This is a genomic window from Enterococcus italicus DSM 15952, assembly GCF_000185365.1.
Classification (GTDB): domain Bacteria; phylum Bacillota; class Bacilli; order Lactobacillales; family Enterococcaceae; genus Enterococcus_G; species Enterococcus_G italicus.
Map to the genome: position 1 here is coordinate 1,514,586 of NZ_GL622241.1, position 16,557 is coordinate 1,531,142.

9 protein-coding genes are annotated in these 16,557 nt (G+C 38.8%); 1 reads left to right on the forward strand and 8 read right to left on the reverse strand.

Translation table 11 applies throughout. The annotated features are described in order from the left end of the window. Window positions 1-20 precede the first annotated feature (20 nt). The 8 genes from HMPREF9088_RS07070 to pcrA form a co-directional block, all read right to left on the reverse strand. Entirely contained in the window at window positions 21-4,544 is a 4,524-nt protein-coding gene (locus HMPREF9088_RS07070) for a protein NO VEIN domain-containing protein (RefSeq protein ID WP_007208500.1), read from the reverse strand. Between the two features lie 192 nt (window positions 4,545-4,736). After that, window positions 4,737-6,110: a 23S rRNA (uracil(1939)-C(5))-methyltransferase RlmD gene (gene rlmD, locus HMPREF9088_RS07075; protein WP_040366748.1), complete on the reverse strand. Its 1,374-nt coding sequence runs from the start codon at window positions 6,108-6,110 to the stop codon at window positions 4,737-4,739. 114 nt (window positions 6,111-6,224) lie between these two features. Further along, window positions 6,225-7,253 (reverse strand): diacylglycerol kinase, encoded by a 1,029-nt coding sequence (locus HMPREF9088_RS07080; protein ID WP_040366749.1) that lies wholly within the window; start codon window positions 7,251-7,253, stop codon window positions 6,225-6,227. Window positions 7,254-7,264: 11 nt separating this feature from the next. Continuing rightward, entirely contained in the window at window positions 7,265-8,695 is a 1,431-nt protein-coding gene (gene gatB, locus HMPREF9088_RS07085; RefSeq protein WP_007208503.1) for an Asp-tRNA(Asn)/Glu-tRNA(Gln) amidotransferase subunit GatB, read from the reverse strand. Continuing rightward, the gene (gatA, locus tag HMPREF9088_RS07090) at window positions 8,692-10,164 is read right to left on the reverse strand and encodes an Asp-tRNA(Asn)/Glu-tRNA(Gln) amidotransferase subunit GatA (RefSeq protein ID WP_007208504.1); all 1,473 of its coding nucleotides are present in this window, start codon (window positions 10,162-10,164) and stop codon (window positions 8,692-8,694) included. The genes gatB and gatA overlap by 4 nt, the downstream gene beginning before the upstream one ends. After that, the gene (gene gatC, locus HMPREF9088_RS07095; protein ID WP_007208505.1) at window positions 10,164-10,469 is read right to left on the reverse strand and encodes an Asp-tRNA(Asn)/Glu-tRNA(Gln) amidotransferase subunit GatC; all 306 of its coding nucleotides are present in this window, start codon (window positions 10,467-10,469) and stop codon (window positions 10,164-10,166) included. Before gatC ends, gatA begins: the two co-directional genes overlap by 1 nt. A gap of 113 nt (window positions 10,470-10,582) precedes the next feature. After that, window positions 10,583-12,598, reverse strand: a complete 2,016-nt coding sequence (ligA, locus tag HMPREF9088_RS07100; RefSeq protein ID WP_007208506.1) for an NAD-dependent DNA ligase LigA — start codon at window positions 12,596-12,598, stop codon at window positions 10,583-10,585. A gap of 14 nt (window positions 12,599-12,612) precedes the next feature. Next, window positions 12,613-14,874 carry a DNA helicase PcrA gene (gene pcrA / locus HMPREF9088_RS07105; protein WP_040366751.1) on the reverse strand — a complete coding sequence of 754 codons (2,262 nt, stop codon included), beginning with the start codon at window positions 14,872-14,874 and terminating at the stop codon, window positions 12,613-12,615. Window positions 14,875-15,006: 132 nt separating this feature from the next. On the opposite strand from pcrA, the gene HMPREF9088_RS07110 reads away from it, so the two are divergent. Beyond that, on the forward strand, window positions 15,007-16,551 hold the full coding sequence (locus HMPREF9088_RS07110) for a ClC family H(+)/Cl(-) exchange transporter (protein WP_211205554.1): 1,545 nt from the start codon (window positions 15,007-15,009) through the stop codon (window positions 16,549-16,551). Window positions 16,552-16,557 lie beyond the last annotated feature (6 nt).

A 16,557-nucleotide genomic window follows, 5' to 3' on the forward strand; every position in this document is an offset into this window, starting at 1 on the left:
GGTTTGTGGAAACAAATCACTCAACCGTCACTTCTCTTTTGCTTAAATTTGAAAAGATAGCTACTTGCCTGTTTCAATCCATCAAGTTCATCAAATTTATGACGACTTATTTCTTTGGTATCACGATTGACTAAAACGACCTCGTAAGAGTCAGGGTTATCTAACATAGAATTATATTCATTAATCGACATTTCAAATTCTGTAATTGATGATTTTACCTCAAAGTACATATTCCCATTCTCTGGGTCATGAACCCACATATCACAAACAATTCCGTTTGGTGGCTGCTTATTACGATCTGAAGATTTACTAGAATATTTCGAATTCCAAATTACATTAAGTTTTTGATTCTGAGTCAATTCAGCGTAAGCAATTTGTTCTGCTGTTTCACCAGCATCATCATTTGCGGAGTTTCTATTATCATAATCTCGTTTACTTCTTTCTCCATTTCGTGTGTTCTTACCTTTCCTACTAACACTATTCGATGTTTCAAGAATGGTTTGAACAGTTGATGTTCCTTCAATAGAGATGCCAGATTTTTCTCCGTTCAAATCAACTTCACTTTCTTTAGTAAAGAATTTCAGTATATCTTCTCTTAAACGGGACGGAATACCAAAATACAGTAAGGAAGAAACTTTTTGATGACCATTAATATAATAATCAAAATCATCTATTGTAATAGCTGCAACTGTGACTAACTCTTCGACATTATTATCATACATGCCATCAATGTCAATCTCATCAGTAATCGACACACTTAGCTCTGGAAATCTCTTCTTACTTTCTTTCTCAATGTCGACTTGAACTGAATTTGGAATTTCAGAAATCTCAAATTGATAATCTTTGTATCTATCAATTTTTTCTAGGAATGTTTCTTTGAGTATTTCATCATCGCTCTTATTTGCATTGCTATATAAAATCTGGCGGTAATGTTCCGCTTTCTTATCTAGATAAGATCTTAATTTCAGTTTCCAAAATTCACGAATATCCAAATGAATCAATTCTGACAATCCATTCAAATCCTCAATATCTTTTGAAATGCTTTCTAGAGCTATCGCCAACAATTGATACTCTTCTTCTTTTAATGCATATGAATAGTCAATTTCAAAAATGGTAGGATATTCCTCTTCATTTAGTCCATTTGATAAAAAAAAGTCATTAACTTTTTTATTTAACGCATTTTCGCTAAACAATAGCTCAAACGATTCATTCCACTTATCTACACCGAATTCTTCAGTTATTTTTCTTTGTTTATGTTCCGTATCTCGGGAAATTAACAATTCAATCAAATTCAAATCTAAGCTTAGATTTAACACCTGCTTGAATATGTCTACGATTGTTGAAGAAAACGTATCAATCAAACGTAATTGATTAATTTCAATAGAATTAGCAGGTAATTTTAAGTAGAATTTTCCTTTACTTTCCACAAAATAATAATCTTCCAAAACGATTGACTGACCATCTTGCTCAACACCTTTAGCAGATATTTTGCTGCATGGAATAATCTGAATACGTTTTAATGAACTAACATTATTACTATTGTCATCTATCGTAGATAATACCGCAGTTTTGATATCATCAATCTCTTTTTTGAAATCCTCAGAATAATCTTCTAATAACTCAAATGTTTCCAATTTTAAATCTGTTTTGAAGCGTTCAACCCCAAGCCATTCATATATCGTAGTTGTACTAGCTTTTTCAGGCACGTAAATAAAACGCATTTGTTTTTCTATTGATTTAGGCAGTCGCTTATCAGCATACCTTAATTCTTTGTTTGGATAAAAGAAGCCATCTTTGGCTAATACTGATAATCCTTCGGTAGAATAAGTAGGATTCATTCCTTTTTTATTTCTGATAAGTTCATTATATAATCTGCGACTTATTTCACCTTTATCGAATTTTGGTAACTCAACTAATATAGCTCTTATTTCATCATCCGAAAACATCGCCATATTTTTTCTGAAATCCAACTGTTCAACAATGCGTTGCCCCAAGAGTTCCATTAAGCTTTGTTCAGAAACTCCATACAATCCCGGAACTTGTGCCTGGAGCTTTTCATATAGCACAATTTGTCTCGGGCTATATTTTTCTCCATCAATCTTAATCCATGCAGTTTTATTCAAAATGTATTTCACATACTCATTTGAATTAAAGTACAATCCGCTCCAGTTCGATTGCTGACTTGCACTTGATTCTTTTTTTACCGAAGATAATAAATCTGTCAATTCTTCGTCTTGATTGAGCCAATTGACAATGTCTTTCGTATCTAATTTGTCTATTAATTCTTCAAAATTACTGATGTACTTAGAAGTTAAATAATTAATATTCGTAAATTTTATTTCATTCTTATATTTGTTATAAATAAAATTTTTAAATCCAACATCATTTTTTAAAGAATCGTTATCATAAATCTTAGGATATTTGGAAACACCACATCGAAGAATAAATGACAGAAAATCTCTCTCCTCAGCAAAACTAGAGCAATCTATTTTTTTCAATGCCGTGTAATCTGTATCTTGAAAAAGCTTATCTCCTAATTCATTGCCATACTCTTTTCCAATATACATTTTATTGGAAGGTTGAACGTCTCCAGCAACGTTTGGAAGATTAAACGGAACTTTAGACAGCTCACTTCCAGCTGATAGTTTTTCATTGTAGTTATCATAAAACCAATTAATGAAACTGATAGATTTTTCAACAGTGTCAATTTGTCGATTAATCGTTCCAATGATCAAATCTGAACTGCTTTGCTCAGTGAATTCAATTGCAAGATATTTTTCACTGAATGCATCTAGAATACGTTTATCTCCTGTACGTTCAGCTTTGTATGCATTAGCTGTTTCTTCCCATTTATTTTGCCAACTTGATGAAGTCTTAATCTGATAAATTAACTCATCAACATATGTTTGATTCAAAATGCTTAAACTAACCCAAGAAGACAGCTCTTTTGGAAGCACAGTAACACCTGTATCGGTCGGTAAGAATACCTTATCTGATTTCATCAACCAATTGTCACTATTGTCCTTTAATAGCTTAGGGACAATCGGAGAACTTTTATATTGCTCACTCCACCATAAGAACACTTTTGTCCTTATTCTATTTTCCCAAGAAGATGAAAGAATGTTGATTTTATCAGATAGTTCATCTACGTCAAACGACAGGCCAGTGTATTCATTATAATTAGCAAGTTCTTGTACTAGTTGGTCATTTTCGTTTGTTTCTAATAATTTCAACAAGGTAGAAAATGTCTCACCTATTAGCTCCTCTGGGAATTCTTGAAGGAAAAGCTTTGGATTATCTTTGATAGAAATATATTGCCAATTTACAGTCGGTAGTATTGGGGCATTAGATAAATTACCCAGGAATTCGTTCTTTAAGTCAAATACATCTATGTCCCATAGTTTATTCTTTTTAAAAGGAGTTACCATTTTTAATGCTATATCTTCATATTCAGGCTTAGATAATTCTTCAGCTACTTCAGATATAAATTTGAGCACTTCAATAAATATTTTCTTATTTATTTGTTCGCTATCATCCGGGACATCGTCACGTGAATTATTAGTTATAAACGGTGCATTTATAAGTGCATGAATTGGTGTACCAAAGTTACGTACTGGAAAGTAGCAATATAGTTTTTCTTTGGAGTAATCGTAATCAGAATCTTTAGAAACGGCTACTGCAATTTTAGCAACTTTATCCCCTATCCTAGATTCTTTATCGAAAACAAAATATTCTTCAGACGGTGCTTGACCTGTGACATCACTTTTTTCTATCAGCACGTCATGCCCATCGACAATTTTCTCTGATATTTTTTCATCATCAGATGTCTCAATAACTATTTTTGTTATATTGGGTAAAAATAACAAAGACTTATAAAATGGTTGCTGAAGTTGTTTAGCGACACTCGTGCCTTTACTTAAATTAGTTTCTTTTAGCTTTACTCGGATTAACGTATCAAAATCAGAATCAACTTTGTTTATTGGTTGAGGACAGTTCATTATCGGAAAACATAGATCGTAATCTTCTTTTTTCCAATTTTTCTGCTGTTCAAAAATTAGTTCACTAAATTTGTCTGACTCTCTAGATACATATTGTTCAAACAGACGTTTCGTGAATTCTTCACTAAATCGAATAGCAAATTCTCCCGAATACAATTCAACCCACTCAGCATCGTTTAGCAAAGAACGGAAACCAGTCCCTTTATTTCCAATATTTTGTGAAGATTTGTTGCTTGCTCTTCCTAAGCACAGTCTTTCAATTGTATCTTTTGAAAATGACGTACCTGTATTTCCAACTTCCAAAATATTATTTTTATAGGTTATCCGAACTTTCACTTCATCATTGTTGGAGTCGTTTTCTGATTTTATATCTCCATAGGCATCGTCTACATTCTGTAATAACTCTAAAATCTGACGACCATTATAATCACGCATCAATTCATATTCTTCGCTGCAGGCCTTTTCAAGTTCATTACTCAACTCAGAATCCGTATATTTACGAATAAAAATATCCCTTAATTCATCAATCGTATTCCATTTGCTCACAGAACCTCACCTCCAGCCTATTTTTTACATAATATATTATATCATCAATCATTTTATGAAATCCAATCAATAAAGACGTTAATATGGCTACCCACATTAACGTCTAGTTCTATCTATTCAAATTAAATTTCTACAGTCACTCTCACCTCACTTTTGAAATCAACAACAATGTTCTTTTCAATCTTTGTTATATCAATCTTTTACGCGTGTCAGCAGTCCTACACACTCAACGTGCACCGTTTGCGGAAACAAATCAACTGGTTGAACTTTCTCTAACTGATATCCTTTTTCGGCGAACAATTTTACATCGCGAGCCATTGTTGCAGGATTACAAGAAATATAGACTACGCGCTCAGGTTGCATTTCACAAGTCGCATCAATAAAGGATGCATCTAGACCTTTTCTCGGTGGATCGACAAAGACTACTGTTGGTTGAACTTCTTCGCGTGCCCATTGATGCATAATTTTTTCAGCTTTACCTTCTAGATAGGTTGCATTGGTAATACCATTAATCGCTGCATTGGTCTGTGCATCTTTGACTGCCTCAGCTACGATCTCCATCCCGTATACGTGGTCAACTTTGTCTGCAAGTGACAAGCCAATCGTACCAATACCCGAATACGCATCGACAACAGTATCATTTTTGCTTAATTGAGCGAAATCCATCGCAACTTGATACAATTTTTCTGCTTGTTCGGTATTCACTTGGTAAAATGATTGTGCGGAAATACGGAATGTTTTGCCTAATAATTGATCTTCAATGTATGATTTACCATATAAGACACGATTTGTTGGGCCCATGATGACATTCGTTTTTTCTTCGTTCACATTTTGAATAATTGACACGACTTCTGGTAACATCTCTTTGATCACTTCTGCAATTTTATCAGCTTGGAAGAATTTTGGTTTACGGGTAACTAAGATGACCATCATTTGATGCGAGTAGTGTCCACGACGGATAATAATATGGCGTAAGAATCCTTCGTGCGCTTCTTCATTGTATGCTTTGACACCAAAGCGTTGCAAAATATCGCGAATTTCACTGATAGCTTCATCAATTGCTGGGTCTTGAATATAAAAGTCTTCAAGTGGGATCAATGTATGGCTATGCTTACGGTAAAAACCAGTCGTCAGTTGACCGTTTATTTTTTGGACTGGAATTTGCGCTTTGTTGCGGTAGTGAGACGGTTGTTCCATCGCAATCGTCGGGCTGACTGTTACATCTGGCATATGTGCAATTTTCTTTAAAACATTGGTTACTTGTTCTTGTTTGAATGAAAGTTGTTTTTCATACGTTAAATGGCTTAATGGGGCAATACCTGTGCGTAATAACTCTTCTTTGGCATCTTCTTCTCGGTATGGGCTTTCTTTTAACCACTCTAATACTTTTGCAAAGCCGAATTTTGGTCCGATTTTTTCGATTCGTACGCGGACTTCTTCTTCTGGTAAGGCATTTTCAATAAATAATAAGTAGCCATCAACTTTGGCAATCCCCATTCCTTCGTGGGAAAGGTCTAAAATTGTAACGATTTGCTCTTCATTTTTTTTGACTGGATAGTCTTTCATAGTATTCTCCTTTATAATGCTCATTTCTCTTCGTTTTATTCTAGCTTGCTTTTGGTTTCTTTGGCAAGCGAAACAGGTGAGGGCCCTTTCGTAAGTTCCCTCACCTGTCTATTTTCATTTTTGGCCGATGATTCCATCGCCATCGATGTCTTCATCATTTAATTTTTCAGCTTCTTTGATAAAATCACGACTAATTTCTTCGTATTCATCTGAACCAATCACGGCATCATCTGGAATCGCATCCACATCTGCATAAAACTCAATGTGATTGTGCAAGTTCTTAAAGACCATTGGCGCATCGCCACCGTATTCGCCATCTAAATTAATCATCAAGCGATGACTTTTATCTGGTACATCTACTTCTAAGCGTGAGGTCTTCGTATAAATCAAACGATGATCGTTGATATGCTTGCCGCCATTTAACATCAATGAAACAAGATGAATAATCTCAAAGATATTCGCTGTTTTGACAATAATCAACGAAAACTTACCATCGTCCAATTTTGCATCTGGTGCGATTTGTTCAAAGCCACCGACTGAATTGGTAAGCCCAAGGAAGAACATCGAAGCATTGCCGTAATATTCTCCCTCATCATAAACCAATCGCATTTTGATTGGTTTAATTCGTGGTAGTAGTTCAGCTCCCTTAGCCAAATACGCTAAATAGCCAAAAATACTTTTTAATTCAGACGGTACTTCATAGGTCAACTCGGTCAGATGCCCACCAGCAGCAATATTAATAAAATAACTTTCAGGCGTCTTACCGATGTCCACCTTAATTTTTTGCTTCTTTAAAATCACTTCAGCGGCAGCTTTTGGGTTATCACGAGGAATTTTTAATGCTCGTGCATAGTCGTTCGTCGTCCCGCCAGGAATAATCGCCATTTTGGGGCGTTTTTTTAATGGCGCGATCCCATTAACGACTTCGTTAATCGTACCGTCACCACCGGCTGCAACCACTAGGTCAAACCCCGTTAATGCGGCACGTTTGGCTTCATTTCGCGCTGAATGTTCCTCAGGCGTAGTAGCAAATGCACTGGCTTCATAGCCTGCTTGTTCCAAAATCGCTAAGATATCCGCCAAATTCTTTTTCATTGTTTCTTTGCCAGAAGTTGGATTATAAATTACGCGTGCTCTTTTCATCATCTACCTGCTTATCTTTTGGCTAATTCTTCTTGGAGCAACTTGTTCACGACACTTGGATTGGCTTTTCCTTTTGAGGCTTTCATGATTTGTCCGACAAGGAAGCCGACCGCGCGATCTTTTCCGTTTTTGAAGTCTTCAACGGATTGGCTATTTTGATCCAAAATGTCATTAATCATTGGCAATAATTGAGCTGGATCGGATAATTGGACCAATCCTTTTGCTTCAACGACTTCTTTGGCACTGCCGCCATTGGTAATCAATTCGCGGAAAACTTTTTTGGCAATTTTCGAGCTGATTGTTCCATCAGCGATTAATTGAATCATGCCGGCAAGATTTTCAGCCGTTAATTTGGTATCTGCTAATGCTAATTTTTCACTGTTAAGATATGCTGAAACTTCACCCATTAACCAGTTAGAAACTTGCTTGGCGTCCGCACCTTGAGCAATCGTTGCTTCGAAGAAATCAGACATCTGTTTGGTTTGTGTTAGAACCATCGCGTCGTATTCTGGTAGATCCATTTCATGAATGTATCGTTGGCGACGTGATTGTGGCATTTCTGGTAGACTCGCTTGTACTTCATTGATCCACTCATCGTCAATTACAAAGCGTGGTAGATCAGGTTCTGGGAAGTAGCGGTAGTCTGATGATCCTTCTTTTACCCGCATTAAGATGGTCTTATTGGTTGTTTCGTCGAAGCGGCGTGTTTCTTGTTGAATTTCGCCACCAGATAATAAGACTTTGGCTTGGCGTGTTTCTTCAAATGCTAAGCCTTTTTTAACGAACGTCATTGAGTTTAAGTTCTTTAATTCAGTTTTGGTACCAAATGCTTCTTGGCCATAAGGGCGAATCGAGATATTTGCGTCACAACGCATGGATCCTTCTTCCATCTTGACATCAGATACATCGGTAAATTGAATAATTGAGCGTAGCGCTTCTAAGTAAGCATACGCTTCTTCAGGTGAACGCATATCTGCTTCTGATACAATCTCAATTAAAGGAGTGCCTTGACGGTTTAGATCGACGTATGAATAGCCACCGATTCCGTGCATATTTTTGCCGGCATCTTCTTCTAAATGAACACGTTCAATGCGAATTTTTTTCTTTTTTCCTTCGACTTCAATTTCAATCCAGCCGTCATGTCCAATTGGTTGGTCAAATTGAGAAATTTGATACGCTTTTGGATTATCAGGATAGAAGTAGTTCTTGCGGTCGAAGTGCGTTTCTTTAGAAATTTCACAGTTTAATGCTAAAGCTGCACGCATTCCAAATTCCAAGGCTTGCTTATTCATCACAGGTAATACCCCTGGATAGCCCCAGTCGACAATATTGGTATTGCTGTTTGGTTCTGCTCCGAAGTGTGCTGGTGCTGGTGAGAAAATTTTGGAGTTGGTTTTTAATTCAACATGGACTTCTAGTCCAATGACGGTCTCAAAATTCATGCGTTAGCCCCTCCTAAAATCACTGGTTTTTTCAAATGGAAATCAGTAGCTTGCTCAAAGGCAAAAGCAGCTTGGTACATTGTTGCTTCATCAAAGTGTTTCCCAATAATTTGTAATCCGACTGGTAAGCCTTCTACAAAGCCAGCTGGAATCGACATACCGGGAAGTCCTGCCAAGTTCACTGGAATGGTAAGTAAATCTGCTAAATACATAGCCAATGGATCATCAATGTTTTCGCCAAGACCAAAAGCAACAGTTGGTGCTGCAGGGCCGATGATAACATCATATTCTTCAAATACTTTGTCAAAATCTTGCTTAATCATAGTACGGACTTGGCCAGCTTTTTTGAAGTACGCATCATAGTAACCAGCGCTAAGTGAGAATGTACCAAGCATGATACGACGTTTTACTTCTTCACCAAAGCCTTCGCTACGTGAATTAACATAAACATCTTCTAAATTATTCACATTCGCTGAGCGATAACCATAACGAATACCATCAAAACGTTGCAAGTTCGAGCTTGCTTCAGAAGAGGCAATAATATAGTAGACGGCAACGCCATATTTTGAATGGGGTAGACTCACTTCTTCAACAGTTGCGCCTAATTTACGGTAAGTTTCAGCCGCAGCTAAAATGGTTTCTTTGACTTCTGGAGCGATTCCTTCTCCTAAATATTCTTTCGGTAAAGCAATCTTCATGCCTTTAACACCAGCTAAAATATCTTTGGTAAAATCAGGAACTTCTCTACCAGATGATGTCGCATCCTTGGCATCAAAGCCACTAATAGCATTTAATACTAAAGCATTGTCTTTTACTGTTCGTGTGAATGGACCAATTTGGTCAAGTGAAGACGCAAAAGCAATCAAGCCAAAACGTGACACACGGCCATACGTAGGCTTCATACCGACTACACCATTAAAGGCTGCGGGTTGGCGGATTGAGCCACCTGTATCTGTCCCTAATGAGACTGGTACTTGTCCTGCTGCTACTGCCACTGCTGAACCACCAGATGATCCACCAGGAACTTTCGAATGATCCCAAGCATTTTTGGTTTTTTTGAAATGAGAAGTTTCTGTACTTCCACCCATCGCAAATTCATCCATGTTTAATTTCCCAACTGGAATAAGATCTGATTCATAGACTTTATGCATAACCGTAGCATCGTAGATTGGATCAAAGTTATATAAAATCTTTGAAGCAGCTGTCGTTACTAAATCTTTGGTCACGATATTATCTTTGATACCGATTGGAATACCGGCTAACACATTGCCTTCGTCGATTCCTTTCAAGTCAATTGCTTCAGCCATCTTCACAGCTTTTTCTTCATTCAATGTTAAAAAGGCATCGACATCATTTTCCGTTTCTTTGATGCGATCAAAGGTTGCGCGAGTCAAATCGACTGCACTGATTTCTTTTGATACTAACAAGTTGTGTAGTTCTTCTACTGATTTGTCATAAAATGTCGCCACTACGCACCCGCCTCCCCGTTTTCAATGATTGCTGGTACTTTAATAAAGCCATTTTCAGATTCTGGTACATTACGCAACAATTCATCGCGATTCCAACCAGGAGCTGCAATATCTTCTCTTAAGACATTGATGCCATCTACCACATGGGAGGTAAATGGTACGTCTGTCGTATCAACTTCTTCTAATGTTTCAAACATTTCAATAATTTTGCCAAGCTGATTGGTAAATTCATGCAATTCACTTTCTGAAAATGAAAGCTTTGCTAATTTTGCTACGTGCAATACTTGCTCTTCACTAATAGCCATAAGATCCCCCTCTTAGTTTTTTCCTTTATGATTGTAACACTTAATGACCCTCTATGAAACACAAAACCTATGTTTCATACGTTTTCATGTCTTTTTTAAGTAAAATCGAATACTTATTCATTTTGTTTGGACTCTAGCGCGGCAATCATTTCTTCTTCCGTCCAGACTGGTATATCCAGTGCTTGAGCTTTGGTCAGTTTACTACCGGCATCTGCACCAGCTATGACAAGATCCGTTTTTTTTGAGACACTACCCGTAATGGTGCCGCCCAGTTCCTCGATTCGTTTTTTTGCTTGATCTCTCGTATAGGTTTGTAATTTTCCAGTCAAGACTACGGTTTTCCCTTGGAAGGCAGATTCAATTTCGGCCACGTCTTGGCTTTTTAGTCCCAAATATGTCTCGTTCACTCCGGCAGCTTTCAATTCAGTCATTAATTCGTGGACTTCTTCATTAGCGAAATATGTGACTAAGCTATCGGCAATCGTCGGCCCAATTGTGGCGACGGTCAATATTTCCTCGACGGTCGCCTGACTTAATTGTGTAAGTGTCTCAAAGCGCTCAGCTAATAATTTAGCCGCTTTGACACCAACATGTCGAATACCGAGGCCGAAAAGTAATTTTTCAAGCGAATTTTGCTTACTAGCTTCAATCGCTTGGAGCATATTGGTCGCTGATTTTTCTTTTACTTTATCAATAGTTAATAGCTGATCTAATGTCAAACGATACAAGTCAGCCACATCTTCCACGAAGCCATGATTGAAAAATTGCTCGATCATTCGCGGGCCAATGCCCTCAATATTCATCGCATCGCGCGAGACAAAATGGCTAATGCCTTCTTTCAGCAATGCCGGACATTTGGGATTAATGCATCTAAGAGCAACTTCTTCGTCAAGATGGACCAATTCACTGCCACATACCGGACAGTTTGTCGGTATTGTATAGGGCTGACTTGCTGAATCCCGCGCTTCTTCAATCACATGGGCAACTTCTGGAATAATGTCACCAGCTTTATAAATCACTACTTGATCGTGTAGTCGGATGTCTTTCATTTTGATGTAGTCTGCATTATGAAGACTGGCGCGTGCAACAGTTGTTCCTGCAACGCGCACAGGTGTCATGACAGCTGTTGGTGTGACGACACCTGTCCGTCCCACCGTCCACTCGATTTCCTCAATTGTCGTTTGGGCTTCCTCAGGTGGAAATTTGTACGCCACTGCCCATCTTGGTGCCTTGACGGTAAAGCCTAGTTGGTTTTGGTCAGAAAAGTCATTGACCTTAATAACGACGCCATCGATTTCATATGGTAGCTGGCTCCGTTTGTCATGAAATGATTCAATATACGCCCAGACGTCATCGATTGTCGAGCAGACAGCTCGCTCTTGATTAGTCCGAAAGCCTAAATCATCTAAATGCGTCAATGCTTCTGCCTGATTGGTCACATGGAGTGGTCCAAAGTCAGCTAAGGTATATAAAAACGTGCTCAAGTTCCTACTTGCAGTCACTTTTGAGTCCAGTTGGCGGATACTACCAGCTGCGGCATTGCGTGGATTGGCAAATATATCCAGCCCTTCTTCTTCTCGCTTTTGATTCAGCTGGATGAAAGAGGCTTTTGGCATATAGCACTCTCCTCGCACTTCAATGTCAATCGGCTCTGTTAACGTCAATGGGATTGATTTGACCGTTTTGCTATTGTCTGTAATATTTTCCCCGATTGTGCCATCGCCACGAGTCGCACCTCGAACCAAACGGCCGTTCTCATATTTCAAAGAAATAGATAAGCCGTCAATCTTTAACTCACAAATATAGCTCACCGCATGACCAAGCGTTTTTTGAACGCGCTGATCAAATGCGATAATCTCTGCTTTTGAAAAGACGTCATTTAACGAATAGAGTGGGATTTCATGGACAACTTTTTCAAATCCTTTACGTACCACACCGCCGACACGTTGCGTCGGTGAATCACTGGTTTGGTATTCTGGATGAGCTGTCTCAAGAGCGACAAGTTGCTGATACAACTGATCATAGTAGGCATCATCAACGACCGGTTGATCTTTGACATAATAAGCATAGGCGTATTCTGTCAGCTTTTTTTGAAGGTCATGTATTTGTTCTGCAACGGTCTGTTTCATCTGAATCCTCCTCGCTATTGTTTTTCAATTGGAGCAAAGGCTGCTAACAACCGTTTGACCCCTTGTTGTGGGAATGCAATGTCTAGTTCCATATCTTTGGCCGTGCCGCTCACTCGAACAACCGTACCGGTACCCCATTTTTTGTGTGTTACTTTGTCGCCCGCTTGCCAGCAAACAGATTCCGCACCTGATTGAGTTGCACTGGTCACTCCTTGTGTCGACGGTTGCTTGTATGAAGCGACTGGTCGAGCTTGCGTCTGAGTAATGACGGGCCGTACTTGTCGTTTTGCAAAGGAATTTGTAGCTGGTTGATTGGATTCATAATGTAATAACGTATCGTCAATTTCTTCCAAAAAGCGTGAAGGATGATTGTATTGACTGCGTCCGTATAGATTTCTCGTCATCGCATTGGTTAAAAACAACTGCTTTTCAGCACGAGTAATACCGACATACGCTAAGCGGCGTTCTTCCTCTAATTCTTTGTCTTCCAATAATGCGCGAGAAAGTGGAAAGAGATTTTCTTCCATTCCAACTAAAAAGACAATTGGAAATTCCAGCCCTTTGGCAGCGTGAAGTGTCATTAACGTCACTTGAGAACTATCCTCTTCGAAGCTATCGACATCGGCAAGTAAGGCTAGCTCATTTAAAAACTCGGCCAACTTTTCGGTCGGATCAGCTTCACTATCCTCTGCTTGGCTTGCATAGCGGCGATCGAATTCTTGGGTCACACTTAGAAACTCTTGTATATTTTCAATACGTGCTTCACTCTCGATCGTTTTTTGATTTTTTAATTCATTGAGATAGCCCGTACGTTTCAAGACTTCTTCGGTCAATTCAGTCAACGAAAGAAACGGAATCATTTGCTGCAAATCAGTCAGTAACAGACCAAACTGCTCTAGTTCCCGATTTGCTTTACCAGAGATTGTCGAAACATTGACATTTTGAGCTCCTTCAAAAAGTGACCAACCATTTTCATCAGCAAAGCCTTTTAATTTTTCGACAGTTCCCGGTCCAATGCCACGTTTTGGCGTATTAATGATTCGCTCTAAGCTGATTGAATCACTCGGATTGGCTAGCACATTTAAGTACGCGAGCACATCGCGAATTTCTTTTCGAGAGTAGAATTTTTGTCCACCGACAAGCTTGTATGGAATATTGGCTTTCATCAGTGATTCTTCGACTACCCGCGATTGAGCATTGGTACGATACAAGACGGCAAACTCCCCATATATGTGTTCCTTGGATCGCACGCGTTTGACAATTTCAGAAACGACGAATCGACCTTCATCGTGCTCGTTTCCTCCACGAAAATACACAATTTTTTCACCAGGCTCATTATCAGTCCATAAGTTTTTAGCTTTTCGTTGTTTGTTTTGTTTGATGACTTGATTTGCTGCCGTCAAGATGGTTTTCGTAGAACGGTAATTTTGCTCCAATAAGATGACTTTCGCTGCTGGATAATCATCCTCAAAGTCCAAAATATTTTGCATATCAGCGCCACGCCAGCCATAAATACTTTGATCCGCATCTCCGACGACACAAAGATTTTCAAAGCGGTCGGCCAGCATCCGGACCAATGTATACTGCGCATGATTGGTATCTTGATATTCATCGACATGTATATAGTGGAATTTATTTTGATAAAAAGCTAAGACATCTGGATGCTTTTTAAATAATTCGATTGTGTTCATAATTAAATCATCAAAATCCATGCATTGATTCTTGACTAGTTCTTTCTGATACGCTTCATAGCACCGGGCAACTTGCAGCTCAATAAAAGAATTGGCTAATTTCGAGACATTGGCTGGTGTCTGCAATTTATTTTTGGCATTTGAGATACTTGCTAAAATACCACGAGGGTCATATTTTTTTGGATCAATGTTTAGTTCTTTTAACATTCTCTTCATTAATGAGAGCTGATCAGATGAATCGAGAATCGTGAAATTACGATTGTAGCCAATCTTCTCTACTTCGCGGCGAAGGATGCGTACACACATCGAGTGAAAGGTCGATATCCAAATATCTTCACTCTCCGGTCCTACCAAGGCGTGGATTCGCTCACGCATTTCGCGCGCCGCCTTATTGGTGAAGGTAATCGCCAAAATATTCCATGGATTCACATCTTTTTCTTGAATTAAATAGGCGACACGATGGGTCAAGACACGGGTCTTGCCACTACCAGCACCCGCCATAAGTAAGAGTGGCCCAGCTGTAGCGAGCACAGCTTCTTTTTGTTGAGGATTCATTCCTCTTAATAATTCCTCACGGGATGACATCATTCAACATCCTTTCTTTGTCAATCACTTACATTATAGCATTGAATGGACGGCACATAAATGATATTTTTGTAAGGTAACATAAGCAATCGATTACGATTGTATGTTTGAAAAAACTCAAAAGAGGTGACCATTATGGAGCGCGACGAGTTACAATTTATTGATCGCACGCGTTTAGTATTTGTAGGAAAAGGAATTCTAGTCGGTGGATTGACTGGTATTGTTGTCAGTCTATTTCGGCTTTTGATTGAACACCTTTCAGATTTTATCGTCACATTTTATGAATCAAACCAACACCAGCCAGTGAGAATAGCTTTATGGATGATGCTTTCGATTGGTATGGCATTATTTGTCGGCTGGCTAATCAAAAGTGAACCAAACATTAAAGGAAGTGGGATCCCTCAAGTAGAAGGACAGCTACAAGATGAAATCGACTATCCTTGGTTTTCCGTTCTTTGGAAGAAATTTGTCGGTGGTGCACTCTCCGTCGGCGCTGGTCTATTTCTCGGACGGGAAGGCCCATCTATTCAACTAGGTGCGACTATTGGTCAAGGTGTAGCAGATACACAAAAGGTTCCGAAGTTCGAACGAAAAATATTAATTTCCAGCGGAGCTAGCGCAGGACTAGCTGCGGCCTTTAACGCACCAATCGCTGGCTTATTATTTGTCATCGAAGAAGTGCACCATACCTTTTCACCATTAGTCTGGCTGACTTCATTTGCTTCTGCTCTAACGGCAAATTTTATTTCACTATATGTCTTTGGGCTGCAGCCAGTCCTTTATCTAGGGAGTTTGCAAGATGTACCATTGAGTTATTATTGGCTATTTATTTTATTTGGCTTAGTACTAGGTCTATTTGCTCGTTTTTATCAATACGTTTTATTGGGTTTACCTAGACTGTTTCGTCACTTACCATTACCTAGTTACTTCCATGGCATGCTTCCATTTTTACTTGTCATTCCAATAGGTCTGTTCTTCCCCCATATGCTAGGTGGTGGCAATCAGATCATCACCTCGCTTGAGCAAGACAATTATGGCATTGCTTTATTGGTTGGTTTATTCGCTCTTCGATTTATTTTTTCAATGATTTCTTACGGTTCATCGTTACCAGGTGGCATCTTCTTACCTATCCTAACCTTGGGTGCGATTCTTGGTTGCTTATTTGCGACCATTGCCGTACAAGTGTTTGGACTAGATCCGGTCTATATTCGCAACTTTATTATCGTCGGAATGGCTGGTTATTTTGCAGCGATTGGGAAGGCTCCGCTGACGGCTATTATTCTCATTACAGAAATGGTCGGCTCACTTCATCATCTCATGGCGACCGGCTTAGTCTCACTCGTCGCCTATTTAGTAGTAGATAGTTTAGGTGGATCACCAATCTATGAATCATTGCTCGAGCGCTTATTAAAAAACAAATCCAAACGTATTACTGGAAAACGGCAGTTAATTGAAATTCCGATTACAGCAGAGAGCATATTAGATGGGATTGCCGTTCGAGATTTCCAATGGCCTAAAAATATGCTGCTGATTTCTTTGCAACGCGGCACGCAAGTCATCTTGACCCACGGCGAGACCATTATGCGAGCTGGCGACATTCTGTTAATAATGGCAGATAGTTCTGAAGCCAATGAGTTGAAAAAAACACTAGTAGTTCAAATTAATCCAATAATCTAAAGGAAT

Bases quoted from the DNA above. Each gene is read 5' to 3' on its own strand.
- pcrA (WP_040366751.1), bottom strand. From the start codon at position 14,874: ATGTCATCCCGTGAGGAATTATTAAGAGGAATGAATCCTCAACAAAAA.
- gatB (WP_007208503.1), bottom strand. From the start codon at position 8,695: ATGAATTTTGAGACCGTCATTGGACTAGAAGTCCATGTTGAATTAAAA.
- ligA (WP_007208506.1), bottom strand. From the start codon at position 12,598: ATGAAACAGACCGTTGCAGAACAAATACATGACCTTCAAAAAAAGCTG.
- rlmD (WP_040366748.1), bottom strand. From the start codon at position 6,110: ATGAAAGACTATCCAGTCAAAAAAAATGAAGAGCAAATCGTTACAATT.
- HMPREF9088_RS07080 (WP_040366749.1), bottom strand. From the start codon at position 7,253: ATGAAAAGAGCACGCGTAATTTATAATCCAACTTCTGGCAAAGAAACA.
- gatC (WP_007208505.1), bottom strand. From the start codon at position 10,469: ATGGCTATTAGTGAAGAGCAAGTATTGCACGTAGCAAAATTAGCAAAG.